25 protein-coding genes are annotated in these 22,417 nt (G+C 43.8%); 2 read left to right on the top strand and 23 right to left on the bottom strand.

The window, feature by feature from the left end; genetic code table 11:
* Window positions 1-12: 12 nt before the first annotated feature.
* From rpsQ to H171_RS24195, 13 genes are all read right to left on the bottom strand, one after another.
* The gene (gene rpsQ / locus H171_RS16095) at window positions 13-267 is read right to left on the bottom strand and encodes a 30S ribosomal protein S17 (protein ID WP_100306052.1); all 255 of its coding nucleotides are present in this window, start codon (window positions 265-267) and stop codon (window positions 13-15) included.
* A 93-nt stretch (window positions 268-360) separates the two neighbouring features.
* The gene (gene rpmC / locus H171_RS16100) at window positions 361-567 is read right to left on the bottom strand and encodes a 50S ribosomal protein L29 (RefSeq protein ID WP_041709469.1); all 207 of its coding nucleotides are present in this window, start codon (window positions 565-567) and stop codon (window positions 361-363) included.
* A gap of 2 nt (window positions 568-569) precedes the next feature.
* Window positions 570-995: a 50S ribosomal protein L16 gene (gene rplP, locus H171_RS16105; RefSeq protein WP_100043630.1), complete on the bottom strand. Its 426-nt coding sequence runs from the start codon at window positions 993-995 to the stop codon at window positions 570-572.
* The gene (gene rpsC, locus H171_RS16110; RefSeq protein WP_025231330.1) at window positions 995-1,651 is read right to left on the bottom strand and encodes a 30S ribosomal protein S3; all 657 of its coding nucleotides are present in this window, start codon (window positions 1,649-1,651) and stop codon (window positions 995-997) included. The genes rplP and rpsC overlap by 1 nt, the downstream gene beginning before the upstream one ends.
* A gap of 11 nt (window positions 1,652-1,662) precedes the next feature.
* A complete protein-coding gene (gene rplV / locus H171_RS16115; protein WP_029701447.1) occupies window positions 1,663-2,049 on the bottom strand; it encodes a 50S ribosomal protein L22 in 387 nt (128 codons plus the stop codon).
* A gap of 70 nt (window positions 2,050-2,119) precedes the next feature.
* Window positions 2,120-2,401, bottom strand: coding sequence for a 30S ribosomal protein S19 (gene rpsS, locus H171_RS16120; RefSeq protein ID WP_013274336.1), 282 nt, complete (start codon window positions 2,399-2,401; stop codon window positions 2,120-2,122).
* A 19-nt stretch (window positions 2,402-2,420) separates the two neighbouring features.
* On the bottom strand, window positions 2,421-3,269 hold the full coding sequence (rplB, locus tag H171_RS16125) for a 50S ribosomal protein L2 (protein ID WP_100306053.1): 849 nt from the start codon (window positions 3,267-3,269) through the stop codon (window positions 2,421-2,423).
* Between the two features lie 167 nt (window positions 3,270-3,436).
* Complete coding sequence (gene rplW / locus H171_RS16130; RefSeq protein WP_054740792.1) at window positions 3,437-3,736, bottom strand: 50S ribosomal protein L23; 300 nt, start codon at window positions 3,734-3,736, stop codon at window positions 3,437-3,439.
* Entirely contained in the window at window positions 3,736-4,356 is a 621-nt protein-coding gene (rplD, locus tag H171_RS16135) for a 50S ribosomal protein L4 (RefSeq protein WP_038281357.1), read from the bottom strand. The genes rplW and rplD overlap by 1 nt, the downstream gene beginning before the upstream one ends.
* Before the next feature lie 29 nt (window positions 4,357-4,385).
* Window positions 4,386-5,021, bottom strand: coding sequence for a 50S ribosomal protein L3 (gene rplC, locus H171_RS16140; RefSeq protein ID WP_100306054.1), 636 nt, complete (start codon window positions 5,019-5,021; stop codon window positions 4,386-4,388).
* A gap of 271 nt (window positions 5,022-5,292) precedes the next feature.
* A complete protein-coding gene (gene rpsJ, locus H171_RS16145; RefSeq protein WP_013274341.1) occupies window positions 5,293-5,610 on the bottom strand; it encodes a 30S ribosomal protein S10 in 318 nt (105 codons plus the stop codon).
* 326 nt (window positions 5,611-5,936) lie between these two features.
* Window positions 5,937-7,289 (bottom strand): cell wall-binding protein, encoded by a 1,353-nt coding sequence (locus tag H171_RS16150; protein ID WP_100306055.1) that lies wholly within the window; start codon window positions 7,287-7,289, stop codon window positions 5,937-5,939.
* Between the two features lie 266 nt (window positions 7,290-7,555).
* A complete protein-coding gene (locus H171_RS24195; protein ID WP_157803174.1) occupies window positions 7,556-7,726 on the bottom strand; it encodes a hypothetical protein in 171 nt (56 codons plus the stop codon).
* Window positions 7,727-7,992: 266 nt separating this feature from the next.
* On the opposite strand from H171_RS24195, the gene H171_RS16155 reads away from it, so the two are divergent.
* Window positions 7,993-8,859, top strand: coding sequence for a class I SAM-dependent methyltransferase (locus H171_RS16155; RefSeq protein WP_100306056.1), 867 nt, complete (start codon window positions 7,993-7,995; stop codon window positions 8,857-8,859).
* Window positions 8,860-8,867: 8 nt separating this feature from the next.
* Here the strand turns inward: H171_RS16155 and H171_RS16160 are convergent, their stop codons facing one another.
* On the bottom strand, window positions 8,868-9,905 hold the full coding sequence (locus H171_RS16160; RefSeq protein ID WP_100306057.1) for an acyltransferase family protein: 1,038 nt from the start codon (window positions 9,903-9,905) through the stop codon (window positions 8,868-8,870).
* 229 nt (window positions 9,906-10,134) lie between these two features.
* On the opposite strand from H171_RS16160, the gene H171_RS16165 reads away from it, so the two are divergent.
* Window positions 10,135-11,442, top strand: coding sequence for a S8 family peptidase (locus tag H171_RS16165; RefSeq protein WP_100306058.1), 1,308 nt, complete (start codon window positions 10,135-10,137; stop codon window positions 11,440-11,442).
* 241 nt (window positions 11,443-11,683) lie between these two features.
* Here H171_RS16165 and H171_RS16170 read toward each other — a convergent pair whose 3' ends face one another.
* From H171_RS16170 to udp, 9 genes are all read right to left on the bottom strand, one after another.
* Window positions 11,684-12,733 (bottom strand): MupG family TIM beta-alpha barrel fold protein, encoded by a 1,050-nt coding sequence (locus tag H171_RS16170; RefSeq protein ID WP_100306059.1) that lies wholly within the window; start codon window positions 12,731-12,733, stop codon window positions 11,684-11,686.
* Entirely contained in the window at window positions 12,734-14,164 is a 1,431-nt protein-coding gene (locus H171_RS16175; RefSeq protein WP_100306060.1) for a PTS transporter subunit EIIC, read from the bottom strand. It lies immediately after the preceding gene.
* Between the two features lie 60 nt (window positions 14,165-14,224).
* On the bottom strand, window positions 14,225-15,118 hold the full coding sequence (murQ, locus tag H171_RS16180; protein WP_100306061.1) for an N-acetylmuramic acid 6-phosphate etherase: 894 nt from the start codon (window positions 15,116-15,118) through the stop codon (window positions 14,225-14,227).
* A complete protein-coding gene (locus H171_RS16185) occupies window positions 15,111-15,968 on the bottom strand; it encodes a MurR/RpiR family transcriptional regulator (RefSeq protein ID WP_100306062.1) in 858 nt (285 codons plus the stop codon). Before H171_RS16185 ends, murQ begins: the two co-directional genes overlap by 8 nt.
* Before the next feature lie 229 nt (window positions 15,969-16,197).
* Window positions 16,198-17,871, bottom strand: coding sequence for a DUF5722 domain-containing protein (locus H171_RS16190; protein ID WP_100306063.1), 1,674 nt, complete (start codon window positions 17,869-17,871; stop codon window positions 16,198-16,200).
* 298 nt (window positions 17,872-18,169) lie between these two features.
* Window positions 18,170-19,993 carry an LTA synthase family protein gene (locus H171_RS16200; RefSeq protein WP_100306065.1) on the bottom strand — a complete coding sequence of 608 codons (1,824 nt, stop codon included), beginning with the start codon at window positions 19,991-19,993 and terminating at the stop codon, window positions 18,170-18,172.
* Window positions 19,994-20,387: 394 nt separating this feature from the next.
* Entirely contained in the window at window positions 20,388-20,852 is a 465-nt protein-coding gene (locus H171_RS16205) for a cytidine deaminase (protein WP_330398845.1), read from the bottom strand.
* A 57-nt stretch (window positions 20,853-20,909) separates the two neighbouring features.
* Window positions 20,910-21,617 carry a purine-nucleoside phosphorylase gene (gene deoD / locus H171_RS16210; protein ID WP_100306066.1) on the bottom strand — a complete coding sequence of 236 codons (708 nt, stop codon included), beginning with the start codon at window positions 21,615-21,617 and terminating at the stop codon, window positions 20,910-20,912.
* 16 nt (window positions 21,618-21,633) lie between these two features.
* Window positions 21,634-22,410: a uridine phosphorylase gene (udp, locus tag H171_RS16215; RefSeq protein ID WP_100306067.1), complete on the bottom strand. Its 777-nt coding sequence runs from the start codon at window positions 22,408-22,410 to the stop codon at window positions 21,634-21,636.
* Between the last annotated feature and the right edge of the window lie 7 nt (window positions 22,411-22,417).

Genomic DNA, 22,417 nt, shown 5'->3' on the forward strand with positions numbered 1-22,417 from the left:
TTCCTGGATATATTATTTCGCTCTCTCGATAATCTCAACAAGTCTCCATCTCTTGTCTTTGGACAGCGGTCTTGTTTCCATTACTCTAACTGTATCGCCCATGTTGCAGTCGTTGTTCTCGTCATGAGCTTTTAATTTATACGTTCTTTTTACGATCTTGCCGTATAAAGGATGTTCTACATGGTCTTCAATAGCCACAACGATGGTCTTATCCATCTTGCTGCTTACAACCTTACCAGTACGGGTTTTTCTTAAATTTCTCTCCACGTTCGGTATTCTCCTTTCGAGTTTTGGCCCTGGCGGCCCAATCTATAAGTTTACACACACTCGTGTGTGTCATGCTTTTTAAAGAACTGCAACTTAAGCTAATTTAGCCTTCTCAGTTATAACAGTCTGAATTCTGGCAATGTTCTTACGAACCTCTTTGATCCTGCTTGTGTTATCAAGCTGGTTGGTCGCGTTCTGGAATCTTAAGTTGAAAAGTTCTTTCTTTGCAGCTACTAATTCTTCATTCAGTTCTGCAGCTGATTTTCCTTTTAATTCTTCCACATACTTATTAATTTTCACTGTCATTCACCGCCTTCTAAATCTGCTTTAGCAGCAATCTTACACTTGCACGGTAACTTATGCATAGCAAGACGTAAAGCTTCACGTGCTGTTTCTTCAGGTACTCCAGCGATTTCGAATAATACACGGCCTGGTTTTACTACTGCTACCCAGTATTCCAGAGCGCCCTTACCGGAACCCATTCGGGTTTCTGCTGGCTTTGCTGTTACAGGTTTATCCGGGAAAATCTTGATCCAGACTTTACCGCCACGCTTGATATAACGAGTCATGGCAACACGGGCTGCCTCGATCTGGTTGGATTTGATCCAGCATGGTTCTGCAGCGACTAAACCGAATTCACCGTTGCTGATAGTATTGCCTCTTAACGCTTTACCAGCCATGGATCCACGGAACTGTTTACGACGTTTAACTCTTTTAGGCATTAACATTATTTTCCGCTCCCTTCCTTGTTTCCTTTAGTTGGAAGTATTTCGCCATTGTAGATCCATACCTTAACACCGATCTTACCGAAGGTTGTATCTGCTTCAGCGAAACCATAGTCAATATCTGCTCTGAGTGTCTGTAACGGAATGGTTCCTTCGCTGTAGAACTCGGTACGAGCCATATCAGCGCCGCCAAGACGTCCTGCAACTGCAGTCTTGATACCCTTTACTCCAGCCTTCATGGAACGACCCATGGTGGACTTCATAGCCCGGCGGAAGGATACACGGTTCTCTAACTGCTGCGCAATAGATTCAGCTACTAACTGAGCATCTTTGTCAGGTCTTTTGATTTCCTTGATGTCAACAAATAACTTTTTATCTGTAAGCTTCTGAGCTTCAGCTTTTAATTTCTCGATCTCAGATCCGCCTTTACCGATAACAACACCTGGCTTCGCTGTATGAATCGTAATTTTCACGCGGTCAGATGCTCTCTCAATTTCTATATCAGAAATGCCGGCGCTGTATAATCTTTTCTTAAGGAACTTTCTGATCGCATAATCTTCTACCAGGTTATCTGCGAAATCAGCTTCAGCATACCATTTTGAGTTCCAGTCTTTAATAACACCGACTCTTAAGCCGTGTGGATTAACTTTCTGTCCCATTATTTGCCTCCTTATCTTTCATTAAGCACAACGGTGATGTGGCTCATTCTCTTCTCGATCCTGTAAGCGCGGCCCTGTGCTCTCGGTTTTACTCTTTTCATTGTCGGTCCCTTGTTTGCAAAACATTCCTCTACATAAAGCTTTGCAGGGTCCATACCGTTGTTATTCTCAGCGTTAGCAATTGCTGATTTTAATAACTTCTCTATTAAAGAAGAAGCATATCTGGGATTGTAAGTCACAATACCAAGTGCTGTCATAACATCTTTGCCTCTGATGGCATCTAATACGAAGCATGCTTTCTGAACAGAAACCCTAGCATAGGATAACTTTGCTGATGGTCTGGTGTCCTTCACGGCATTTCTTTCTCTTTTAATCTGGCTTCTATGTCCCTTAGCCATTGGTGAATCCTCCTTTCAACTTTAACGCCCCTGGGAATCCTAACGAATGCCCGGAGGAGTTTGTTTCTATCTACTTACGGCCTGATTTTTTCTCGTCCTTACCATGTCCTCTGTAGGTTCTTGTGGCAACGAATTCACCCAGCTTATGTCCAACCATATCTTCTGTAACATATACCGGAACGTGCTTTCTGCCATCGTGAACTGCAATTGTATGTCCAACCATCTGCGGAAAGATTGTAGAACGGCGAGACCAGGTCTTAATTACCTGTTTCTGTCCTGCTGCGTTCATAACATCTACTTTTTTCAGTAAATGAGCATCTGCAAATGGTCCTTTTTTAAGTGAGCGAGCCATAGATTCTAACCTCCTTCAATTATTTAACGGTCTTTCCATCTCTTCTTCTAACGATCAGTCTGTTAGACTGCTTGTTTTTCTTTCTGGTCTTTAAGCCAAGTGCTGGTTTGCCCCATGGTGTACTTGGACCTGGGCGTCCGATACCAGTCTTGCCTTCACCACCGCCGTGAGGATGGTCATTCGGGTTCATAACAGAACCACGTACAGTAGGTCTGAAGCCCATATGACGTTTTCTACCAGCTTTACCGATATTGATCAGGTTGTGATCTCCGTTGCCTACAACGCCGATGGTTGCTCTGCAGTTGATCGGAACCATTCTCATCTCGCCGGAAGGTAAACGAAGAGTAGCATATTTGCCTTCTTTTGCCATTAACTGAGCAGCATTTCCTGCGGAACGAACTAACTGTCCGCCTTTTCCAGGATAAAGCTCAATGTTATGAACCTGAGCACCAACCGGGATCTGGCTTAGTGGTAAGCAGTTGCCGACTTTAGCTTCTGCCATCTCACCGCTCATAACCTTCATGCCATCTGTTAAACCAGCCGGTGCAAGGATATATGCTTTTGTACCGTCTTCGTAGCAGATCAGTGCGATGTTGGCAGTTCTGTTTGGATCGTACTCGATACCGATAACAGTTGCTGCAATGCCGTCTTTGCTGTTTCTCTTAAAATCGATGATTCTATATTTTCTCTTAACGCCGCCTCCGCGATGTCTTACCGTGATCTTACCCTGGTTATTACGGCCGGCTGTTTTATTGATTGTTTTGCTGATTAAGGACTTCTCAGGAGTTGACTTTGTGACTTCGCTGAAATCAGAACCAGTCATGTGTCTTCTGGAAGGGGTATATGGGTTATACTTTTTAATTCCCATTATATTTCTCCTTTCTTCTTAATTGTCCAAACTCTTGGACATAAAGGTATGCCAGTGCTTCAACGCCGCCTGGCGTATCTCAATTATCGTGATATAATGTTCATCACATAGGAAACTGAAAACCGTTTACGCCGGGCTTGAATAAATTCTCACCAAGCGTCCCGATCTTACAGTCCTTCGAAGATTTCGATGTCTTTGCTGTCAGCTGTCAGTTGAACGATAGCTTTCTTTGTCTTAGAAGTCTTTCCAAAAGTCATTCCTCTTCTTTTGGTCTTTCCATCTAAGTTCATGGTGTTCACGCTGGCAACCTTTGCACCTGGGAACATCTTCTCAACAGCTTCTTTGATCATAGCCTTATTAGCATCTGTGTGTACAATAAATGTGTACTTCTTGGACGCCATAGCGTTCATGCTCTTCTCAGTTACTACAGGCTTCTGGATTACGTCGTAATACTTAATATCTGCCATTATGCGTACACCTCCTCGATTGCTGCAACAGCAGTCTTGGTAGCAACAACTGTGTTGTACTTTAAGATATCGTATACGTTGATGGTGTTAGCAGAAGCAGTCTTAACAGCTGCGATGTTTCTTGCGCTCATTACTGCGTTTGCACTGTCGTCGCCAACAACTACAAGAGCTTTGGATACCTTTAAGTTATTTAAAACAGTCTGGAATTTCTTTGTCTTGATCTCATCAAACTTTAATTCGTCAACAACGATGAACTTATTCTCATTTACTCTGCTGGTCAGAGCGGACTTAAGAGCAAGTCTTCTTTCCTTCTTGTTAAGTTTGATTGTATAATCTCTTGGTGTAGGAGCAAATACAACTCCACCGCCTGTCCACTGGGGAGATCTTGTTGAACCCTGTCTTGCATGACCGGTTCCTTTCTGCTTCCACGGTTTTCTTCCGCCGCCAGATACTTCTGCACGTGTCTTTGCTTTCTGTGTGCCCTGGCGCTTATTTGCAAGCTGGCTTACGACTGCCATGTGTACGAGATGCTCATTTACATCTACACCGAACACTGCATCGTTTAACTCTACTGTGCCAACTTCTTTACCTTCCATATTGTAAACAGATACGTTTGCCATCTGTGTGATCCTCCTTTCTGATAAAAGCATTAGTTAGATGCTTTTACTGTTTCCTTGATTGTTACTAAAGACTTCTTAGGTCCTGGTATAGCACCCTTAACCAGAATCAGGTTGTTTTCTGCATCAACCTTAACGATTTCGAGGTTTTGGATTGTCACCTTCTTATTACCCATCTGGCCAGGCATCTTTTTGCCCTTGAATACCTTGCTAGGGTCAGAAGCTGCACCGTTGGAACCAGCATGGCGGTGGAACTTAGAACCGTGAGCCATAGGTCCTCTGGACTGTCCGTGTCTCTTAATAGCACCCTGGAAACCTTTACCTTTGGAGATTGCGGTTGCATCGATCTTGTCGCCTGCTGCGAAGATCTCAGCTTTGATTTCATCTTTTACAGAATACTGGGCAGCATTCTCAAGCTTAAACTCTCTTACGTATCTCTTGTAAGATACACCGGCCTTATCAAAATGGCCCTTAATTGGCTTGCTGACGAGCTTTTCTCTCTTATCAACATAACCAACCTGTACTGCACTGTAACCATCGTTCTCAACAGTCTTAACCTGTGTAACTACACAAGGACCTGCCTGAAGAACTGTTACCGGAGTTAAGACTCCGTTCTCATTGAAGATCTGTGTCATTCCGACTTTGGTAGCTAAAATACCCTTCTTCATGTTTTTACCTCCTGTTTGTTAATTCTACAGCGGATTGCTTTCGCAATCATCCTAGAACAGTCCAATATACATGGAACACTATGACTCCGCCTGGCGGTATCATGATTGCGCTGCAATCATGATCACCATTCGCCGTTCGACGAAAGTGCAAACACTTTCTTCTCACTTTCGCTATTGGAGATGTTGATTCCTTACAGGAAAAAGTGTTGCTTCTATATTAAAACCCTTCAGGACATGCATGGAACAATTTCCATAATGGTTCTGATGAAGATTATTTATTCTTCATCTTGATATCGATGTACACACCTGCCGGCATTTCCAGTCTGGATAATGCATCAACAGTTTTCTGGCTTGGTGTAATGATATCAATGAGTCTCTTATGCGTTCTCTGCTCGAACTGCTCTCTGGAATCTTTGTACTTGTGAACCGCTCTTAAGATGGTTACCACTTCCTTCTTGGTTGGTAACGGCACCGGTCCGCTCACTTTTGATCCTGTCTTTTTTACAGTGTCGATGATTTTGCCCGCAGACTGATCAACCAACTGATGATCATACGCTTTTAATGTGATTCTCATTACTTGACTTGCCATAAAAAAAGTCGCCTCCTTTTCGCACTTAGTAGAAGTACGACAAGCGGTGACTGTACACGTTCCCGTGTGTGTCATCAAAGACCCCACACTGACTTCCTGTTTAAATAAACAGGATTTTAAATTGTACAGTGACTTGTCGCCAGTTTCCTAACTTGACATTCGCTCCACGGAAAACCTGCTTATATAAGCAGCAACCTCACGCTTCACAGCTATCATGCCACAGCCTTTGTATGATAACATATTTTTTTTTACATTGCAAGCATTTTTTTCAAAAAAATGGCGCAAAATCTGATTTTCCAGGTTTTGCGCCTTTGATCGCTTTTTTCCTATTCCCAGACAGGTTCTGTAGGGGTTCTTCCCTCTCCGCTTGGATTTGCATCATCCACTTTTAATAAATTTCCATTGCTTCCGGTCTTATATTTTACACCATCAGCGTTCTTTACCGTTGTATTTTTGGATACCTTACCGGAAGTGTTCACAACATAGGTGGTGGTAGTGCTTCCTGTAGGAATGGCAATGGCTTCATACTTTGTTCCTTCATCCGCACATTGAAGCTTTCCCATATAATACAGGGAACCGTCCTTAACTCCGGTATAGCCGCGGCCGCTGTCACTGAAATAATAGGTGGCCTCGTCGCCGTCTCCTTCAATTACCTTTACCTTGCCCTTTTGCATGGTACTGGTCTTCTTATCTCCGAAATAGAATGCCGTATATTCGGATGTACTTCCAATCATCACCTTCTGCAGACCATATACAGGATTGCCCAGGTTATTAAACAGATAGGTCTTATCATTAATTTTAGTTATATTCTGAGTAGTGGCATCTCCTTCCTTCGGACCGGTCTTTGGAATTCCTGAACTTGAGAAATAAAACCATTCCACACTCTCTTCATAGCCAGACAGATCCTGAGGCGGTTCCACGGAATACCAGCCTACTCTCAGCTTGCCATTGCTGTCATAGTATTTATAATTTTGGATGTCATACTCCGCATTATCAACTCCTACGTTCTTCCAGCCGGTCTGAAGCGCTCCATCTGAGTCAAAGCAGTAAGCGACACCGTCAATCTTATAGGTAGCATAATCTCCGGAAATATTCTTTGGAACATACTTTTTACCGCTGTCATTAAAATAGTACCAAAACTTTCCATCGTCATTATCCCCTGGAGTAACACGGTCCCCATCGTTATCGCTGTTTGGTGAAAAGAGCTTTTGCCAGCCGGTACGCATGGCTCCGTCTGTTCCACAATAATACATGTCATCAAGGACCCAGCCAGTCTGCATCTCTCCATTGGGATCAAAATAATACCATTTGTTATTGATCTTGGACCAGTTATCCATAATGGCTTTTCCGCTGCTGCCGAAATAATACCACTTGTACTGGGAACTGCTTGAATCCTGAAACTTCATCCATTTATCCGTAACAAGAATTCCGTTGGAGTCCATATAATAGGTATTTTCCACCCAGGTATTAACGGACATCTCTCCATAGGAGTTTAAATAACGCCAAAGGTTGTCCGCTCCCTTTTTCCAGGTGTTCGTCACCTTATTCCCGCTTGTATCATAATAAACCCAGGTGCTTCCAGACTGAGCCCAACCTTCTGCTGCATAAGACTCCACAGACACGGCACCAACCGTCAGCATGGCGGTAACAGCCAGCATGATGAGACCTTTTCTTTTCATATCTTCACTCCTTACAAGGATTTCCTTTTTTGCTATAATTTATTTTAACAATTAATTTCAGATTATTCAACTGTTTTAATCTTTCAATTCTATTACGAAATTATTTCCCTTGTCTTTTATGGGTCTTTATCCGAAAATGCTCTGCTATAAATATAGCAAAATGAGATTTACTATTATATCAATTCGAATGAAAAACAGGCAAACGAACAGGACTGAATCCTGCTAATACAGAATTCAGTCCCACTAAGTTTCTTAAGTTAAAAGATTCAGCCATTCTTTTTAAATCTAATTGCAGCGATTGTTACAGCCCCAGTTACCGCAGCATCTATTCCATCGGTTGCAGCAGCCCCGATTGCAGCAACCCCAATTACATCCATTCGACCAGCCCCAGTTACAGCCGTTATTACAGCCCCAATTACACCGGTTGCAGCCTCCATTATTCCAGCCGCCTCCGCAGGCAGAAAAGCCTATATTAAAACAGCACATAAATTTACACCTCATTATTTTAATTTATACTATATTATATAGGACAAAAGACAAGGTGTGAATATCGGCCCTTTTCCATCAATTCTCCCGTACTTGACGCTCCAGGCTCTATCCAGTATAATCAAGGAAGTTCAAATTTGCTTTTGGCTCATTGAACATATCATTTGTCATTTGAGAAAACTACTATTAACTATTTATGGAAAGGGCGGCACCAATTATGTGGATTGCAGACGGCTGGAAAGATTATGAAGTGATAGACTGTTCAGAAGGAGAAAAGCTTGAACGCTGGGGGAATTATCTCCTTATACGTCCTGACCCACAGGTTATCTGGTCCACTCCCAAGACGGAAAAAGGCTGGAAAAAGATGAACGGCCACTATCATCGCAGCGCTAAGGGCGGCGGTGAGTGGGAATTTTTTGACCTTCCGGAGCAATGGACAATCAGCTACAAGGATTTAACCTTTCAATTAAAGCCCTTCAGTTTTAAACATACAGGACTCTTCCCGGAACAGGCGGCAAACTGGGACTGGTTCAGTGAGAAAATAAAACAGGCCGGACGGCCGGTAAAAGTGCTTAACTTATTCGCCTACACCGGAGGTGCTACCCTGGCAGCCGCAAAAGCAGGGGCTTCCGTCACTCATGTAGATGCGTCCAAGGGTATGGTCGGCTGGGCCAAGGAAAACGCCCGCTCCTCCAATCTGGATTCCGCCTCCATCCGATGGATCGTGGATGACTGCGTAAAATTCGTTGAAAGAGAAATCAGAAGGGGAAACCATTACGATGCAATCATTATGGATCCTCCATCCTATGGGAGAGGGCCAAAGGGCGAAATCTGGAAAATAGAAGACGCCATTCATCCTCTTGTTCAGCTTTGCACCCAGCTTTTATCCGATAAACCACTGTTTTTCCTTATCAATTCCTATACCACAGGATTGGCTCCTTCTGTATTAACTTACATGATTTCTATCGAGGTGAAACAAAAATACGGTGGTTTTGTCCAGTCCGGTGAAATAGGGCTTCCGGTCACAAGAACCGGCCTTCTTCTGCCCTGCGGCGCATCCGGAAGATGGTCGGCAGACGCTTAGAACCCTTATCAGCGCCCACCGTTTAGCAAATACCATAGGGTCGGAAGAAAACGTCTGAAAAACCGGCCTATCTGATAGCTGAAGAAAACACATAAAAGCGGCATAAGCAGAAAAAGCCCAAATGGCACTGCTATCACAGTCGGGAGCAGCAATGCTCCCGTTTTGTTAATTAGCCTCACCATGGCAAAGTGAGTGGCATACAGAAAAAAATTTTGCTTCATCCATTCCTTTGCTTCTATCAATTGTCTCTCCGGTACCATAAGCCATAATCCCACTGGAATAAGAAGCCGGAAACATACGTCAGAAGCTGCCATCTCTCCTTTTATAAACCCCGGAAAATCAACCCAATGAAGCAAAAAGCCTGCCATAATAACCGCGGCGCCTGCCTTAAGATATTTTATATTCCAGGACCCTTCTACGATCTTTTTCCCATGGATGGCTGCAAATGCTCCGAACGAATAATAAAACAAAGCATCCAGATTTAAAAAAGGAAGCATACCTCCCATATAGATTGCAGCAAGAATTACCGCAAGAAACAGACACCCAATTTCCTTCCGCTTCACAATGATATAAATAAGTGGCGCCAGAAGGATCAACTGGATCAGCTGGTTTAAATACCAGAATACATAGTTATACGTATAATGGAGGACCGATTCGGCCGCCATAGGAAACGTAAAAGGAATCTTTCCCTTTCCAATGACATCAGAAAGCACCGGGATCCGGCTGCCGATAACATATCCAAGATAATAAAGGAAATTCCATACGATATAGGGAACCAGGACACTCCGTATTCTGGAATTCCACTTTACCAGGAGGCGGTCTAAGGTAAAGCCGCGAAAGAAAAGATAAGAGGAAATCAGGAAGAACCCCGGTACGGCAATCTGCGCCACCGTGCCTCCTAAAAACCGTTCCATCCAGTCTGTCTTGTAAGCCAGACTGGTGGTACCTAAGAAAAGCACCGCATTGTAAGAGTGAACCCATATGACCAGAAAACTATAAAGAAATGTAAACCATGTAATCTTATTTCGAAAATATTTTTCTTCCATGAAAGCCCTCCTCTCTGCATTTTTATATTTTATCACAGGACAAGAAGCTTTATCAAACTATTTTCATCAAAACAATTCTGACTGGTCAAATGTAGCCTTTCAGAGGCTTTTCAGCCAAATGATGTAAAATTTTTACATTTTTCACATTTTTTTCAAACCTACCGCGTAGAGTATATGATATAATAGGAGCACTTTCAATGATTGCTTTATATATAAGGAGATAGAAACCATGAAAAAAACAACTCGCGCCGCTTGTCTGATCCTAGCCTTCCTACTTGCAGGCCTGCCGTTTTTTAACAGCCCTGTTCCCGTAAAAGGCTCCGAAACAGCCTTAACCAGCGCACTTTCGGCACAATCTTCAGACAGTGGACAAGCACTGCAGACTATGGCCCTCGGCCCCGGTCTTATAAACCTATCCCCCGCGGATGAATTTTCCACTTATCAGTGGGGACTAAAAAATGACGGGGAATTCCGCCTTATAGAGTTAAAATCCAAATTTAAGGCCATTGATAATATTTACGATGGGCGGAAATCAAAAGATGGTACGATTAAGCCTGGTCCCGGGGACTATGAATCAACAGTGATCGGTGCCGTCACCGGAATCGATATTAATGTACAGCCTGCATGGAAGCTTTACGATCAGGCTGAGAACAAGCGCTCTGTCATAGTCGCCATCATCGATACCGGCATTGATATCAATCACCTGGAGCTTAAAAATGCCATATGGACCAATCCCGGTGAGATTGACGGGGATGGAATCGATAACGACGGCGACGGATATGTAGATGATATTCATGGATGGAATTTTTATTCCGGAAACAACCAGATCTTTACCGGCAGCGAGGATAGCCATGGAACCCATGCGGCAGGAACGATCAGCGCCGCCCGGGGAGTCTACGGCATTGCCGGGATCACGGACAATAACTACGTAAAGATCATGCCTTTAAAAGCCCTGGGAGGCGAAGACGGGCTTGGATCCCCGGAAGCTGTGATCCAGGCAATCCATTATGCCGAAGCTCATGGCGCTTCCATCTGCAACTTAAGCATGGGCACCACAGCTTACAGCGAGGAACTTGCACAGACCATGAAAAATTCCCGTATGCTGTTTGTGGTATCCTGTGGTAACGGCGGAATCTCCGGGCTGGGATATGATACAGATATCTACCCTGTTTATCCTGCTTCCCTCCCCTATGACAACATAATATCCGTGGCGAACCTCTTGTTTGACGGAACCTTAAGCAAGGATTCCAACTATGGCGCAACAAGCGTTGATATAGCCGCCCCCGGCAGCTACATATTAAGCACTGTTCCAGGAAATGCCTACGGTTTTATGAGCGGCACTTCTATGGCCGCTCCCATGGTAACAGGTGTGGCTGCTATGCTCTATTCCTACCGGCAGGACATTTCCCTGTCAGATGTAAAAACAATACTTTTAAATTCCAGCAGAAAGCTTGATACCCTATCAGGGAAGATGGTAAGCGGAGGTCTTCTAGATGCATATGAGGCCCTGACCTGGAATTATTCACACCAGCAATGAGCAGTGCGAAATAAGACAGAAGAAGATTTTCGTTGTGCCTGCACATAAGAAAATCTTCTTCTGTCTTATTTCATAGGGCGAATGCCAGTGAGCCAGCGAATCTGCCAGACTCACGGGCTGCACTGCGGACCTATACCACAATGTAACAAACGTGTTTTCTACATTCGCAAATAATAATTCTTCCAAAAAAAGCCTGTCCCCCTGGTCTTACCAATGGTTACAGACTTTTTTAATAATTGAATTATATAAGTTTCACTCCAAGCCCTTTCTGAATATAAGGCAAATATTTCATATAAGAGTCATGTACCCGTCCTATGATATTTACCCTATCCTCTCCAGGCAGATCAACTCTGGCAATTTCCAGTTCTCCCATATACCTTAAATAATTCTCATTGGAAATGCTGATACTTCCCTGCTTCCTTACTTGAACCTGATTCTCATGATCAGGCTTGATTTCCTGCTTATACTGTCTTGACTCCTGGGAACGAATAACGTATCCGCTGGAATCCGGTCTGTCATGATGAATGATATCTCTTACAAATACGTAGGGAGAACGAATATCTGCCTTAAGCTCCACATAATCCTGGCTTAAGCATTGGATATCCATCCAGTCCCCTTCTTCTACATCCACATCTCCGATCAGCACCACATCGCAGGAACCATCATAGAAGAGTTCCAGCATGTTCAAAAGCACCTGGTCTTTCCTTCCCCTGTGCTCTTCCACCGTGGGAAGACCTTCAAACAAGGGACCTCTCAGTTCCAGATTCCCAGGTACAAAAGCCATGGTAGTAAAACCAAGATACTGTAGTCTCTGGTTCATTTCCTTTGTCTGTTTCAATGACAGGGCTGTAAACTGCTTGGGATAAAAGTTATGGCATGCAGTAAATCTGGTGAAATCAGCCCCATACTTTTTCCACTCTAAAAGCTCTTCCTCCATAATGGTTGAGGCATTAAATACCACATAAAAATCCTTGGAAATCTCTACCGTCTCTTTTGCATCAAAACCATAATCAAGGCGGACATGGGTGATTCCAAGCTCTTTAAGCTCTGCTATGCTGTCTGTTTCAAACTTTTCCAGGGTCTCTGGACCCACATCCACAATGAGATTTAACCCGCCTTCCCTGCACATGCTAAGAAGCTTTAATACATCCGAACGGTAATCGATTCCTGTTTCCTCTGGAATGTGGAGTGAAGTAAACGCATACTTCACTCCGCTCTTTATCGCTTTCTTTATTAAGCGTTCATTCTTTTCCATTCCACTTGAAAAATAGATTGAAATTCCTGTATTCATTTATTCTCCATATACCTCATTGATTCTGTCCTCATCCACACCGAAGAAATAGGTTACCAGGAAGCCCCCTGCATAAGCAATAAGCATTGATATAATGTAACCAATCTGCTGTCCAGGCTGGACAATCAGCAGACCAAACAAACCGGATACACCCTGAGAAACGGTACCAATGTGCATGAGAGCTGCAACAGCTCCTCCGAATCCAGCACCGATGCAGGCGGTAATAAAGGATCTGCCAAGAGGCAGGGTCACTGCATACATCATAGGCTCTCCGATTCCAAGAATACCTACTGGTATGGAATCACGGATATATCTTTTTAATTTTACGTTCTTTGTCTTTACATACAGTGCAATGCCGGCACCTACCTGTCCGCCGCCTGCCATCATAAGGATTGGAAGAAGGTAATTGATTCCCTTTGTTGCACCTTCCGGATCATTTAGCAGGGCATGGATCGGGGTCAATGCCTGATGCAAGCCTACTGCAACCAAAGGAAGGAAGCCTGCTGATAAAATATATCCTCCTACAACGCCCATTTTTTCATATACAAAGCTTAAGAGGGCAAAGATCACCTTTGTTAAGCCTGCGCCCAAAGGCTGAATTACCAGCAGGGCAACAATACCGCCAATGATAAGTACTAAAAGAGGGCTTACAAAGGTATCAATTAAGTCAGGCATACGCTTTCTGATATTCTTTTCAAGAAAAGCAAAGAATGCGCCTGCGATCAGAGCTGCCAAAAGACCGCCGGAAGCCGGATTAAAAGCTGTATTAGTAATAGGAAGAAGAATCTGTGCATCCTTTACCGTTGCAAGGAGAGGCATACCCGGGTTGGCAATAGACATAGCACCTGCAATCGCTCCAAGTACTCCTGAACCGCCGAATTCCTTTGCAGCATTGTAACCAACCAGGATAGGCAGGTAAGCAAACAGTGCCCAGCCCATCGTCCGGATGCATTGATACCACCAAACTCCTAAAAGTGAACCGCCGGTAGAAACATTAATAACATTACAAATACCGTTGATCAAACCTGCTGCAATGATGCCTGGAAGCAGCGCTACGAAAATATTGGAGATCTTCTTTAAAAATCTCTGTACCGGTTTATCATATTTTGCCTTTTGAAGCGCTTTATTTTCCTTAGCAACTTCATTAATATCCTGATCCGGTCCATTCTCAGCCTGGCCTTTTGCAAGTCCTGTCAGCTTATAAAATTCGTCCAATACCTTATTTACTTTCCCCGGTCCAAATACAATCTGGAGCGTGTCACTCTCAACAACTCCAAGAACTCCCTCTACCTTTTTTACACCTTCAATATCAGCCTTTGATGTATCCCTTAAGCCGACGCGAAGCCTTGTCATGCAGGCAGCATTGGAAGTTATGTTCGCTTTTCCCCCAAGCAGCGTTAATAATTGTTCACTGATTTGCTTGTAATTCACGATAATCCTCCTTTGAAAATATAGTTAAGTTACTAATTAAAACGTTAAAACTCCTTTCTTTTATTTCAAAGCCTCGCGGATCTTCCCTCCGGCTTGTGATAACTTTTGTCTTGCAGCCTCTGGTTCACAGTCCAGCAAAATCATCGTAATAGCAGTTTTAACATGTCCTTCTGCCTGTTTTAATACCGTTTCGGCCTCTTCCCTGGTGCAGCCTGTTGCTGTCATCACAATGTTCTGTGATCTTACTACCAGTTTTTCGTTGCTCTGCTTTACATCCACCATAAGATTTTCATAGGCTTTCCCGATTCCGACCATGCTTCCTGTTGAAATCATATTGAGGATCATCTTTTGTGCGGTTCCTGCCTTTAATCTGGTTGATCCGGTCAATACCTCAGGTCCTGTCACCGGTTCAATGGCCAGCCTTGCTTTTTTTCCAACATCAGATCCTTTATTACATGCGATTGCTACGGTATGACAGCCTGTTTTATTTGCAAAATCAAGGCCGTAGATCACATAGGGTGTTCGGCCAGACGCCGCCAGTCCGATCACAATATCCTTTGAGGTAAGGCCAATTTCCTTTAAATCCGCCTCACATAAGGTCTCACTGTCCTCGGCTCCTTCTACTGCCTCTACAAAAGCTTTATCCCCGCCTGCAATCAGGCCTACTACCAGTTCTCTGGAAACGCCGAAGGTGGGTGGACATTCTACCGCATCCAGTACTCCAAGGCGACCGGATGTTCCAGCACCAATATATATGATTCGGCCTCCTGCTTTCAGGCTGTCTGTTGCCCATTCAATTGCTGTGGCAATCTGGGGCAGCACTTCCTCCACGGCTTTTACGGCCTTTTCATCTTCCTGGTTCATGATGGCCGCAATTTGAAGCGGTGTCATTTCATCCAGGTTCATGGTATCCGAATTGCGGGACTCTGTTGTCAGCACTGACAAATCAATCATGCTCTGTACTTCCTTTCTTCTGTATATAATTTTTCGTAAACTTACTCATACACACATCATAATTTCTATTAACATAAGCAGTAAAAAAAATGTCTATTACATTTAATTGTGAAATGCGGGAGGACATGGCACCGCTTCGGTGTATCAGCTCTGTTGCGGCAACAGGAAGGACGAAATCAGCTTCAGAAGCCAGTTCCGATTCCACTGCCCTTGTTATGGCGATCACCTTTGCCCCATTTCCTTTTGCTTCCTTTACGCACTGAAGTATTTCTTCCGTAAGTCCTGAATAGCTGATGGCAATGGCCAGATCACCCTTTCTTAAATTTCTGGCAGCCAGTAACTGAGTATGCCAGTCGTCGCAGACATTACATATCACATCGGCCCTTAGGAGCTTTAAGTACAAATCTCTTGCCGCCAGAAGGGAGGTTCCCAGTCCAAATAAGGTAACGGTTCTGCTGTTTTCCAACAGCCTCACACATTCTATTACTACCTTAGGCTCTATAAGCTTTTGAGTGGTTTCCAGGGATTCGATATTTTTCTTTGTGACCTTATAAATAATGTCCTCCATGGAATCTTCCCGTGTGATCTTCTGAAACGCAATATCCCTGCTCTCCTGGAATAAAGCCACTTCATAAGCAAGGGTATTCTGAAAATCCTTATATCCTTTACAGCCCAGTTTTTTGCATAGCCTTACGACCGTTGCCGGAGAGGTATAAGTTTCTTTGGCAATCTCCTTAATACTCTTTCGGAGGACTGATTCCGGATTTTTGTGCAGTCTTTTTATCAGCTCTTTTTCCGCTTCTCCAGCCTCCTGGAGATAGCTGTCAATCCTTACAAGTAGACCTTTCATGCATTTCTTCTCCTTTCTTTAAAGCCAGAAGAAATATTACAATTTTTTTACCTGATATCATTCTAGCTTTGTTGTATTATTTTTTCAATATATTCAATGATTTATGAAACTTTTTTTCATACTATGATGTTTTAAAAGGAATTCAAAATACAAAGAACCGCCTTTAAAATAATTTTAAAGGCGGCCATCATGCTTAAAAAACCAAATATTCGTTATTCAATTGCCGGTTTTATTTCTCCAGGGATCTCCACCGGAAGTTTGGAACAACATCAGACCATTTCTCAATTCCTATGATGGATTTGGCAAACTCCGTTGACTCCAGCGTGTATTTCTTTTTATCAATATCTCTGAATACCTGCCAGATTTTACGGCGCCTTGTGGCTACAATGTCATCTCCCCGGTCCATGGAACATTCCCAAAGTCCGAAGGATAAACCGCTCCTCACCTCCAGAGGGGCATCCACCTGACGGCTTAAGATATAAGCATCAATATGAGGATTGCTGTCAACCATGTAATAGGAATACGCATAAGCGGCTGCCTGAATCTGAGCTACATTGCCTCTTGTCTGGCTTGTTGCCGTAAATCCCTGTTCTGTCAGAATGATGTGACGCACATGGCCGGTGGGGGATTTTAGAGAATCCTGAGCCATGTAATCCGTCAGTGTGGTAAGGTTCTTAAAGTTAATAACCGGAGAGTTAAAATCATTGGTGATTAATCCGGTCTTCTCATCATCCCAGAATTCCGGTTCTGTCATCGGACAGGGATATGGATGATAGGACAGCCCCCAATCCATCTGCCCCTGTTCATTGGCAATGGAATTAAAGGTATCTACAATCGCTCTTCCGCCGTATTTCAGCTTGTTATCAATTTCATTGTTCCAGTTATAATCCAGGGAGTAATATACCCGGTCATTGGCACTGGTACTTTTAATGGCCGTGTAGAAAATCCGGAAAGCATCCTGGTAAGCCTGGACGTAACTGTTAATATCCCTTTCCCCCAGATGATTCCACTGCTGGTTGTTGATCTCATTCCCAATGATCCAGTTTGATATCTTTCCATAGTTTGGATTGGAACCGCTGTACCGTTCTGCCAGGAAAGCAGCAATAGCTCTGGTCTGGTCCAGCCCTTCCTGGGTCGCCGGATTGAACATGTAGTAAAATGCATTGGCATTTTTCTTTGTTCCAGGATAGATCAGATTCGGTTCGGCGTCATTCCAGCCATTTAATATAATGGCGGTTACTGTCATACCTTTCCCGGATAAAGCACTGATCGTCTCGTCATAGCTTGTAATGGCATTCTTATCAAAATGATAGGTCTTTCCATCATACTGGTAATCAATTCCCTGGCCCAGGATCTGATGAAAAGAGATATTGGTGGCTACGTGCTTCACACCTAATTCAAAGGCATCCCCCAGCATATTAAGCTGAATGTTTAAGCCCTTTTTAGTAAGAGGATCGTTAAATGGCTGGGTATTTGCAGCAACCATTTCAGGGTTTGTAATATAATGAGGTTTGCTGATTTCAATATATTTTGTTCCATCCCAGACAGCAATGACGAATTTGCTGTAAAGTCTGTCCTGGACCGTATTACGGTTCAATGGAAATGTAAAGGTAACCTTGTTTCCCGGTGCAGCGGAAGCCGCATAATCCGTCCTGCCGTCAAGATTCTTCTGGTAAGGCTGAAGCTCCACCAGGTAGAGGACCCCATCCGTTCCCCCCATATCAGCATTGCTATCTGCCTGGACCGTTACGCTGTTCTTATCAGAATTGACCAGACAGGACTGAATTGTTGCCTGTACACCGGCCGCGCCTACATCTGCCAGCGCAACAAAGGCAGAGGCACAGCATAAAAATGCAGCGGTAAAAAGTCCAGTCATCACCCTGCCTATATTTATTTCCTTCATCTTCGCATCCCTCCATGTTGTCTTTATCAGGTTCCATACAATAATAACCAATTTCCCTGCTTTTTACAATAACGTTTTTATTACGTATTCGTAAAAAAACCGTAAGGACCGGATAAATTCTTTATCAATGATGCGTTTAAGCTGCTCAGACTATGACCCGCTGCAAGGGGAACGTTAAGTCCGGACAAGTGCTGATTCGCGGCAGGGATGTGCGGAAAAATCAAATAAGAAAGGCGGATGGGGCATCTTCCTGCCCCATCCGCCTTTCTTATTTGAATTTTGGTAACAAACACCATGGCTAATCAGTTTCTAAGGAAAACATCTCCTTAAGCTTTTTCCCATCAAAAATGTGGTTATATACCAGATATTCATAATTCTTAATCAAGTCACTGTATGGATTCTCCGGATTACTTAAGGCCTCCCAGGAATAGTAAGTTCCCTCCTGATCCAGGCATCCAATCGGGTGTACTACTGGGAATGTCTCTTCCAACTTAAGGAGAAACTGCTGATAAGGCGTCATAGTGACCCCGGCTCTCTTTAACAACTCTGAGGAAAGATAAATGGCTCCCATTTTCCCTTTTTCCTCTGCCTGCGTCTTATAATTGGTCCAGATCATAAACGGGGTCTGGTACCACATCAGCCGGTCCTGATTCTTCACAAGACTGCTGGGCGTCCCTGATATCTCATCAAAGAATTCATCTTCCACACTTGGCTGGTGATCCCCAAAAAGAACGATCATGGTAGGCTCCGGGCTTTGTTCAAAATAAGAGATCAAATATTCCAGGGCTTCATCTGACCGCTTCATAAGAGATAAGTACTGATCAGCCTTTGGGTATTTTCCCTTTAGACTTCCAGTCAGCCATACCTCCTGATCAAAATCATCAAACAGAGTATCATAGCCACCATGGTTCTGCATGGTCACATTAAAAAGAAAAAGTTTATCCTCCTGATTCTCCTTGGATTCCACTCTTTCTATCAGCTTATCGTAATCTGCGCGGTCACTGATATAGTTTCTAAGCTGCTCACTGCCTTCATAATCCTCAATATCCAGAAATTCATCAAACCCCATGTTGCGGTAACACTCCTGACGGTTCCAGTTCTCTTTTGGATAAGGGTGCATGGCAACGGTATCATAGCCCTGGGATTTTAATGTACTTACAAGGCTGTATGTATTGGGCTTGACATTAAACTGGTAGGCAATGCTGTTAGCCGGAAGCTGGGAAATCGAGTTTCCTGTCAGAAATTCAAACTCAGAATTACTGGTCAAAGAACCAAATATAGGAACGTATAGGCTTCCCTTCACTGTATTTTCCTTTAAGCTGTCTAAAAAAGGAAAGTACTCCTGGTTCGTTTTAAAATTTCCTGCTGCTTTTAAGTCAGAAAAGCTCTCATTCATAATGCATATAATATTGACCGGAGTTATCTTTTCTTCACTTTCCACATCAACATCTCCGGCTGAAGCCAGAAGAACCTGATTGTCCTCTTTTACAGTATCATAAATCTGTTTTACCTTTGCATAGCTGTAACCCTTTGGTTTTTTCTTCACTGCATAATTAAAGGAGACAGCCGTTGAAAGCACATATCCATATTCCTGATAGGTCTCATTGACTTCCCACATATTAATTTCCAGGCCTTTATACGGGATCAGGCATGAATAAAACCATAAAATAAAGCTAAGGACAACACCGGTACCTCCACCGGCAAAGACAAGACGTTTATTCCTGCCCCTTACCCTTATAGGAAATAACAAGGCAAAGAGACAGATTACCTGGACTCCCAGACAAGCAAGGTACATTTCCTTTGTGAAGACAAATTCATAATTTCCTGCCACACTCATTGCAGTGCGCAAGGCCAAAACATCCCATATCATAATAGGCCTTCCCCGAAAGCCTGTAACCAGATATTCTGCTACAGAAACAATATAGAGAAAAACCGTTGTGAGCGGGATCCCTATCCTGGTACTGCCGCTGACAGCGAACACTGCAAGATATATTAAGTAGATCCAGCCTATATTTAAAACAGCCATGGTCAGGGGAATGGTCAGCAAATTGCCAGTCACATATTCAAATAGAATATAAGATGCGCAGGGAATCAAAAGCATAATGGCAGTGGTTATAAACATCCCTGCGATTTTACACCACTTATGTAGTCGTTCTCTTATCACTTAAAACATCCTCTTTTTCCATTATAGAATAATTAAATGGTATCACAAAGCAGCTTTGACAGCAATATACAATTTATGACAATCGTTCTATATTGTGCCGTCTTTCTTTGCGGGAAGCACTTTCTGACATCCTCATTATAAGACAGATGAGGGAACTTTATTGTATTATTATTTGACAGAAAATACTTCCTTTCATGATATTCCCTCAATTCTTTTTTATTACATAATTCTAACAAAAATGCTGCCAGTTATCAATTGATTTATTTATATAAATCATCCGGATAAAAACAGAAAGAGCCAAGCCCTTATTCATAAAGTGCTTAGCTCTCAATTGCATAGCGTTTTTAGTATTTTATAAATTTTTCGGCCCAAAGCCCATGGGCAGCAGTTCCTTTAAATAAAATATCTTATACTCTTCTCTTTCTGCCGCTAATATGATCTGAAATGTTTCCGGGTCGCAGAATTCCATCATTACCTGGCGGCAGACTCCGCAAGGGGCTGTAAGCCCTGTAGGGATCCCCTCTTTTCCTCCAACGATGCAGATTGCTTTAAATTCCTTTTCCCCCTGGCTGACCGCCTTAAAAAATGCCGTGCGTTCCGCGCAGTTGCTTGGAGTATAGGCTGCATTTTCGATATTGCAGCCCTGATACAAAGTGCCTTCAGCTGATAAAAGCGCCGCTCCCACCTTAAATCCTGAATATGGAGCATATGCTTTTCCCATAGCCTCAAATGCCTGATCAATCATTTCCTTTACAGGAAGCTCTGTTCCGGCCAAAGCCCCGCTCTGGCAAACACCTTCCATTGTTTCTTCTTTCATTACCAACCTCCTGGCCACCACCCTCTCCCAAAATCGGAGCCATGTTTTTTCTGTAATCTACAATTCCAGGGCGATTTCTATCATTTTTCCAAATCCAAGCTGCCTCTCCTCTGCGCTCAGCTTTTCATCGCCATAAACAAGATCGGAAATCGTCAGCATACAGAGAGCCTTTTTGCGGGCTGCTGCTGCATTCATATATAAAGCCGCTGTTTCCATCTCAACAGCCAGAACTCCCATATTGCGCCACTTGTCATTAACCCCGCTGTCAGCATTATAAAATATATCGCTGGACAGCACATTGCCCACAACCGCTTTCGTTCCCTGCTTTCCGGCCGCTTCTACCGCTTTGGCCAGGAGCTCATAATCAGCAATAGACGCAAATGTACCCGGAAGCCCATACTGGTAAGCATAATTGGAATCCGTACAGGCTCCCATGGCGATCACTACATCCATAAGCTCTACCTTATCCTGCAGGGAGCCAGCAGAACCGATGCGGATAATCTGGTCCACATCATAAAAATGATACAGCTCATAAGAATATATTCCCATGGACGGCATTCCCATTCCGCCCCCCATAACGGAAAGTTCTTTCCCCTTATAGGTTCCGGTAAATCCAAGCATGTTCCGGACCGATGTTACCTGAACCGGATTTTCCAGATACGTTTCCGCAATATACTTTGCCCGTAAAGGATCCCCCGGCATCAAAACTGTTTTTGCTATTTCACCTTTTTTTGCCCCATTATGGGGAGTTGGTGTCATCTCCATTTGATCTCCTCCTTTTTTATGATTCATCCTGTTGTATCATAAGACGAATGGCTTCTACTGCCGTTCGTATGGCCCCATCCGTATCATGGACAATCGGATTTTCAAGACCAAGTCTTGCCCGTTCCTGGTTCGCTAATACAAGGAATATGGAACCGACCCTCACCTTAAGCGCACTGGCTGCTACAAACAGAGCCGCGGATTCCATCTCCGAAGCCTTGCAGCCCAGCTTCATCCAGGCCTCCCATTTGTTTAACAGTTCAAAGGATACTGGCTTTGTTTCCGGAGAATGCTGTCCATAAAAGGAATCCTTACACTGGACAACTCCTACATGGCAGGTCTTATCCAGGGCCTTTGCCGCAGCAGCCAGGGCGCCTGTCACTTTAAAATCCGGGACTGCCGGAAACTCAATGGGCGCATATTCCCGGCTGGTGCCTTCCATGCGGATGGCTCCGTTTGCAATGACTAAATCCCCGCTTTTTACCTCCACATCCATTCCGCCGCAAGTACCGACACGGATGAAAGTGTCTGCACCAGACATCACCAGTTCCTCCAGGGCAATCGCCGCCGAAGGACCGCCGATGCCCGTAGATGTGACGCTGACTAACTTACCGTCTATCGTACCGGTATAGGTCACGTACTCCCTGCTGTCCGCGATCAGTCTGGGATTGTCAAAATACTTTGCAATAAGGGCACAGCGCTTGGGGTCTCCGGGCAGAATGACATATCTGCCCACATCCCCTTTCCCAACCTGGAGGTGATACTGCTTTCCTTCTGTTTCTGAATAATTTGTCATACTTAAT

The sequence above is a fragment of the [Clostridium] celerecrescens 18A genome (assembly GCF_002797975.1).
Taxonomy (GTDB): domain Bacteria; phylum Bacillota; class Clostridia; order Lachnospirales; family Lachnospiraceae; genus Lacrimispora; species Lacrimispora celerecrescens.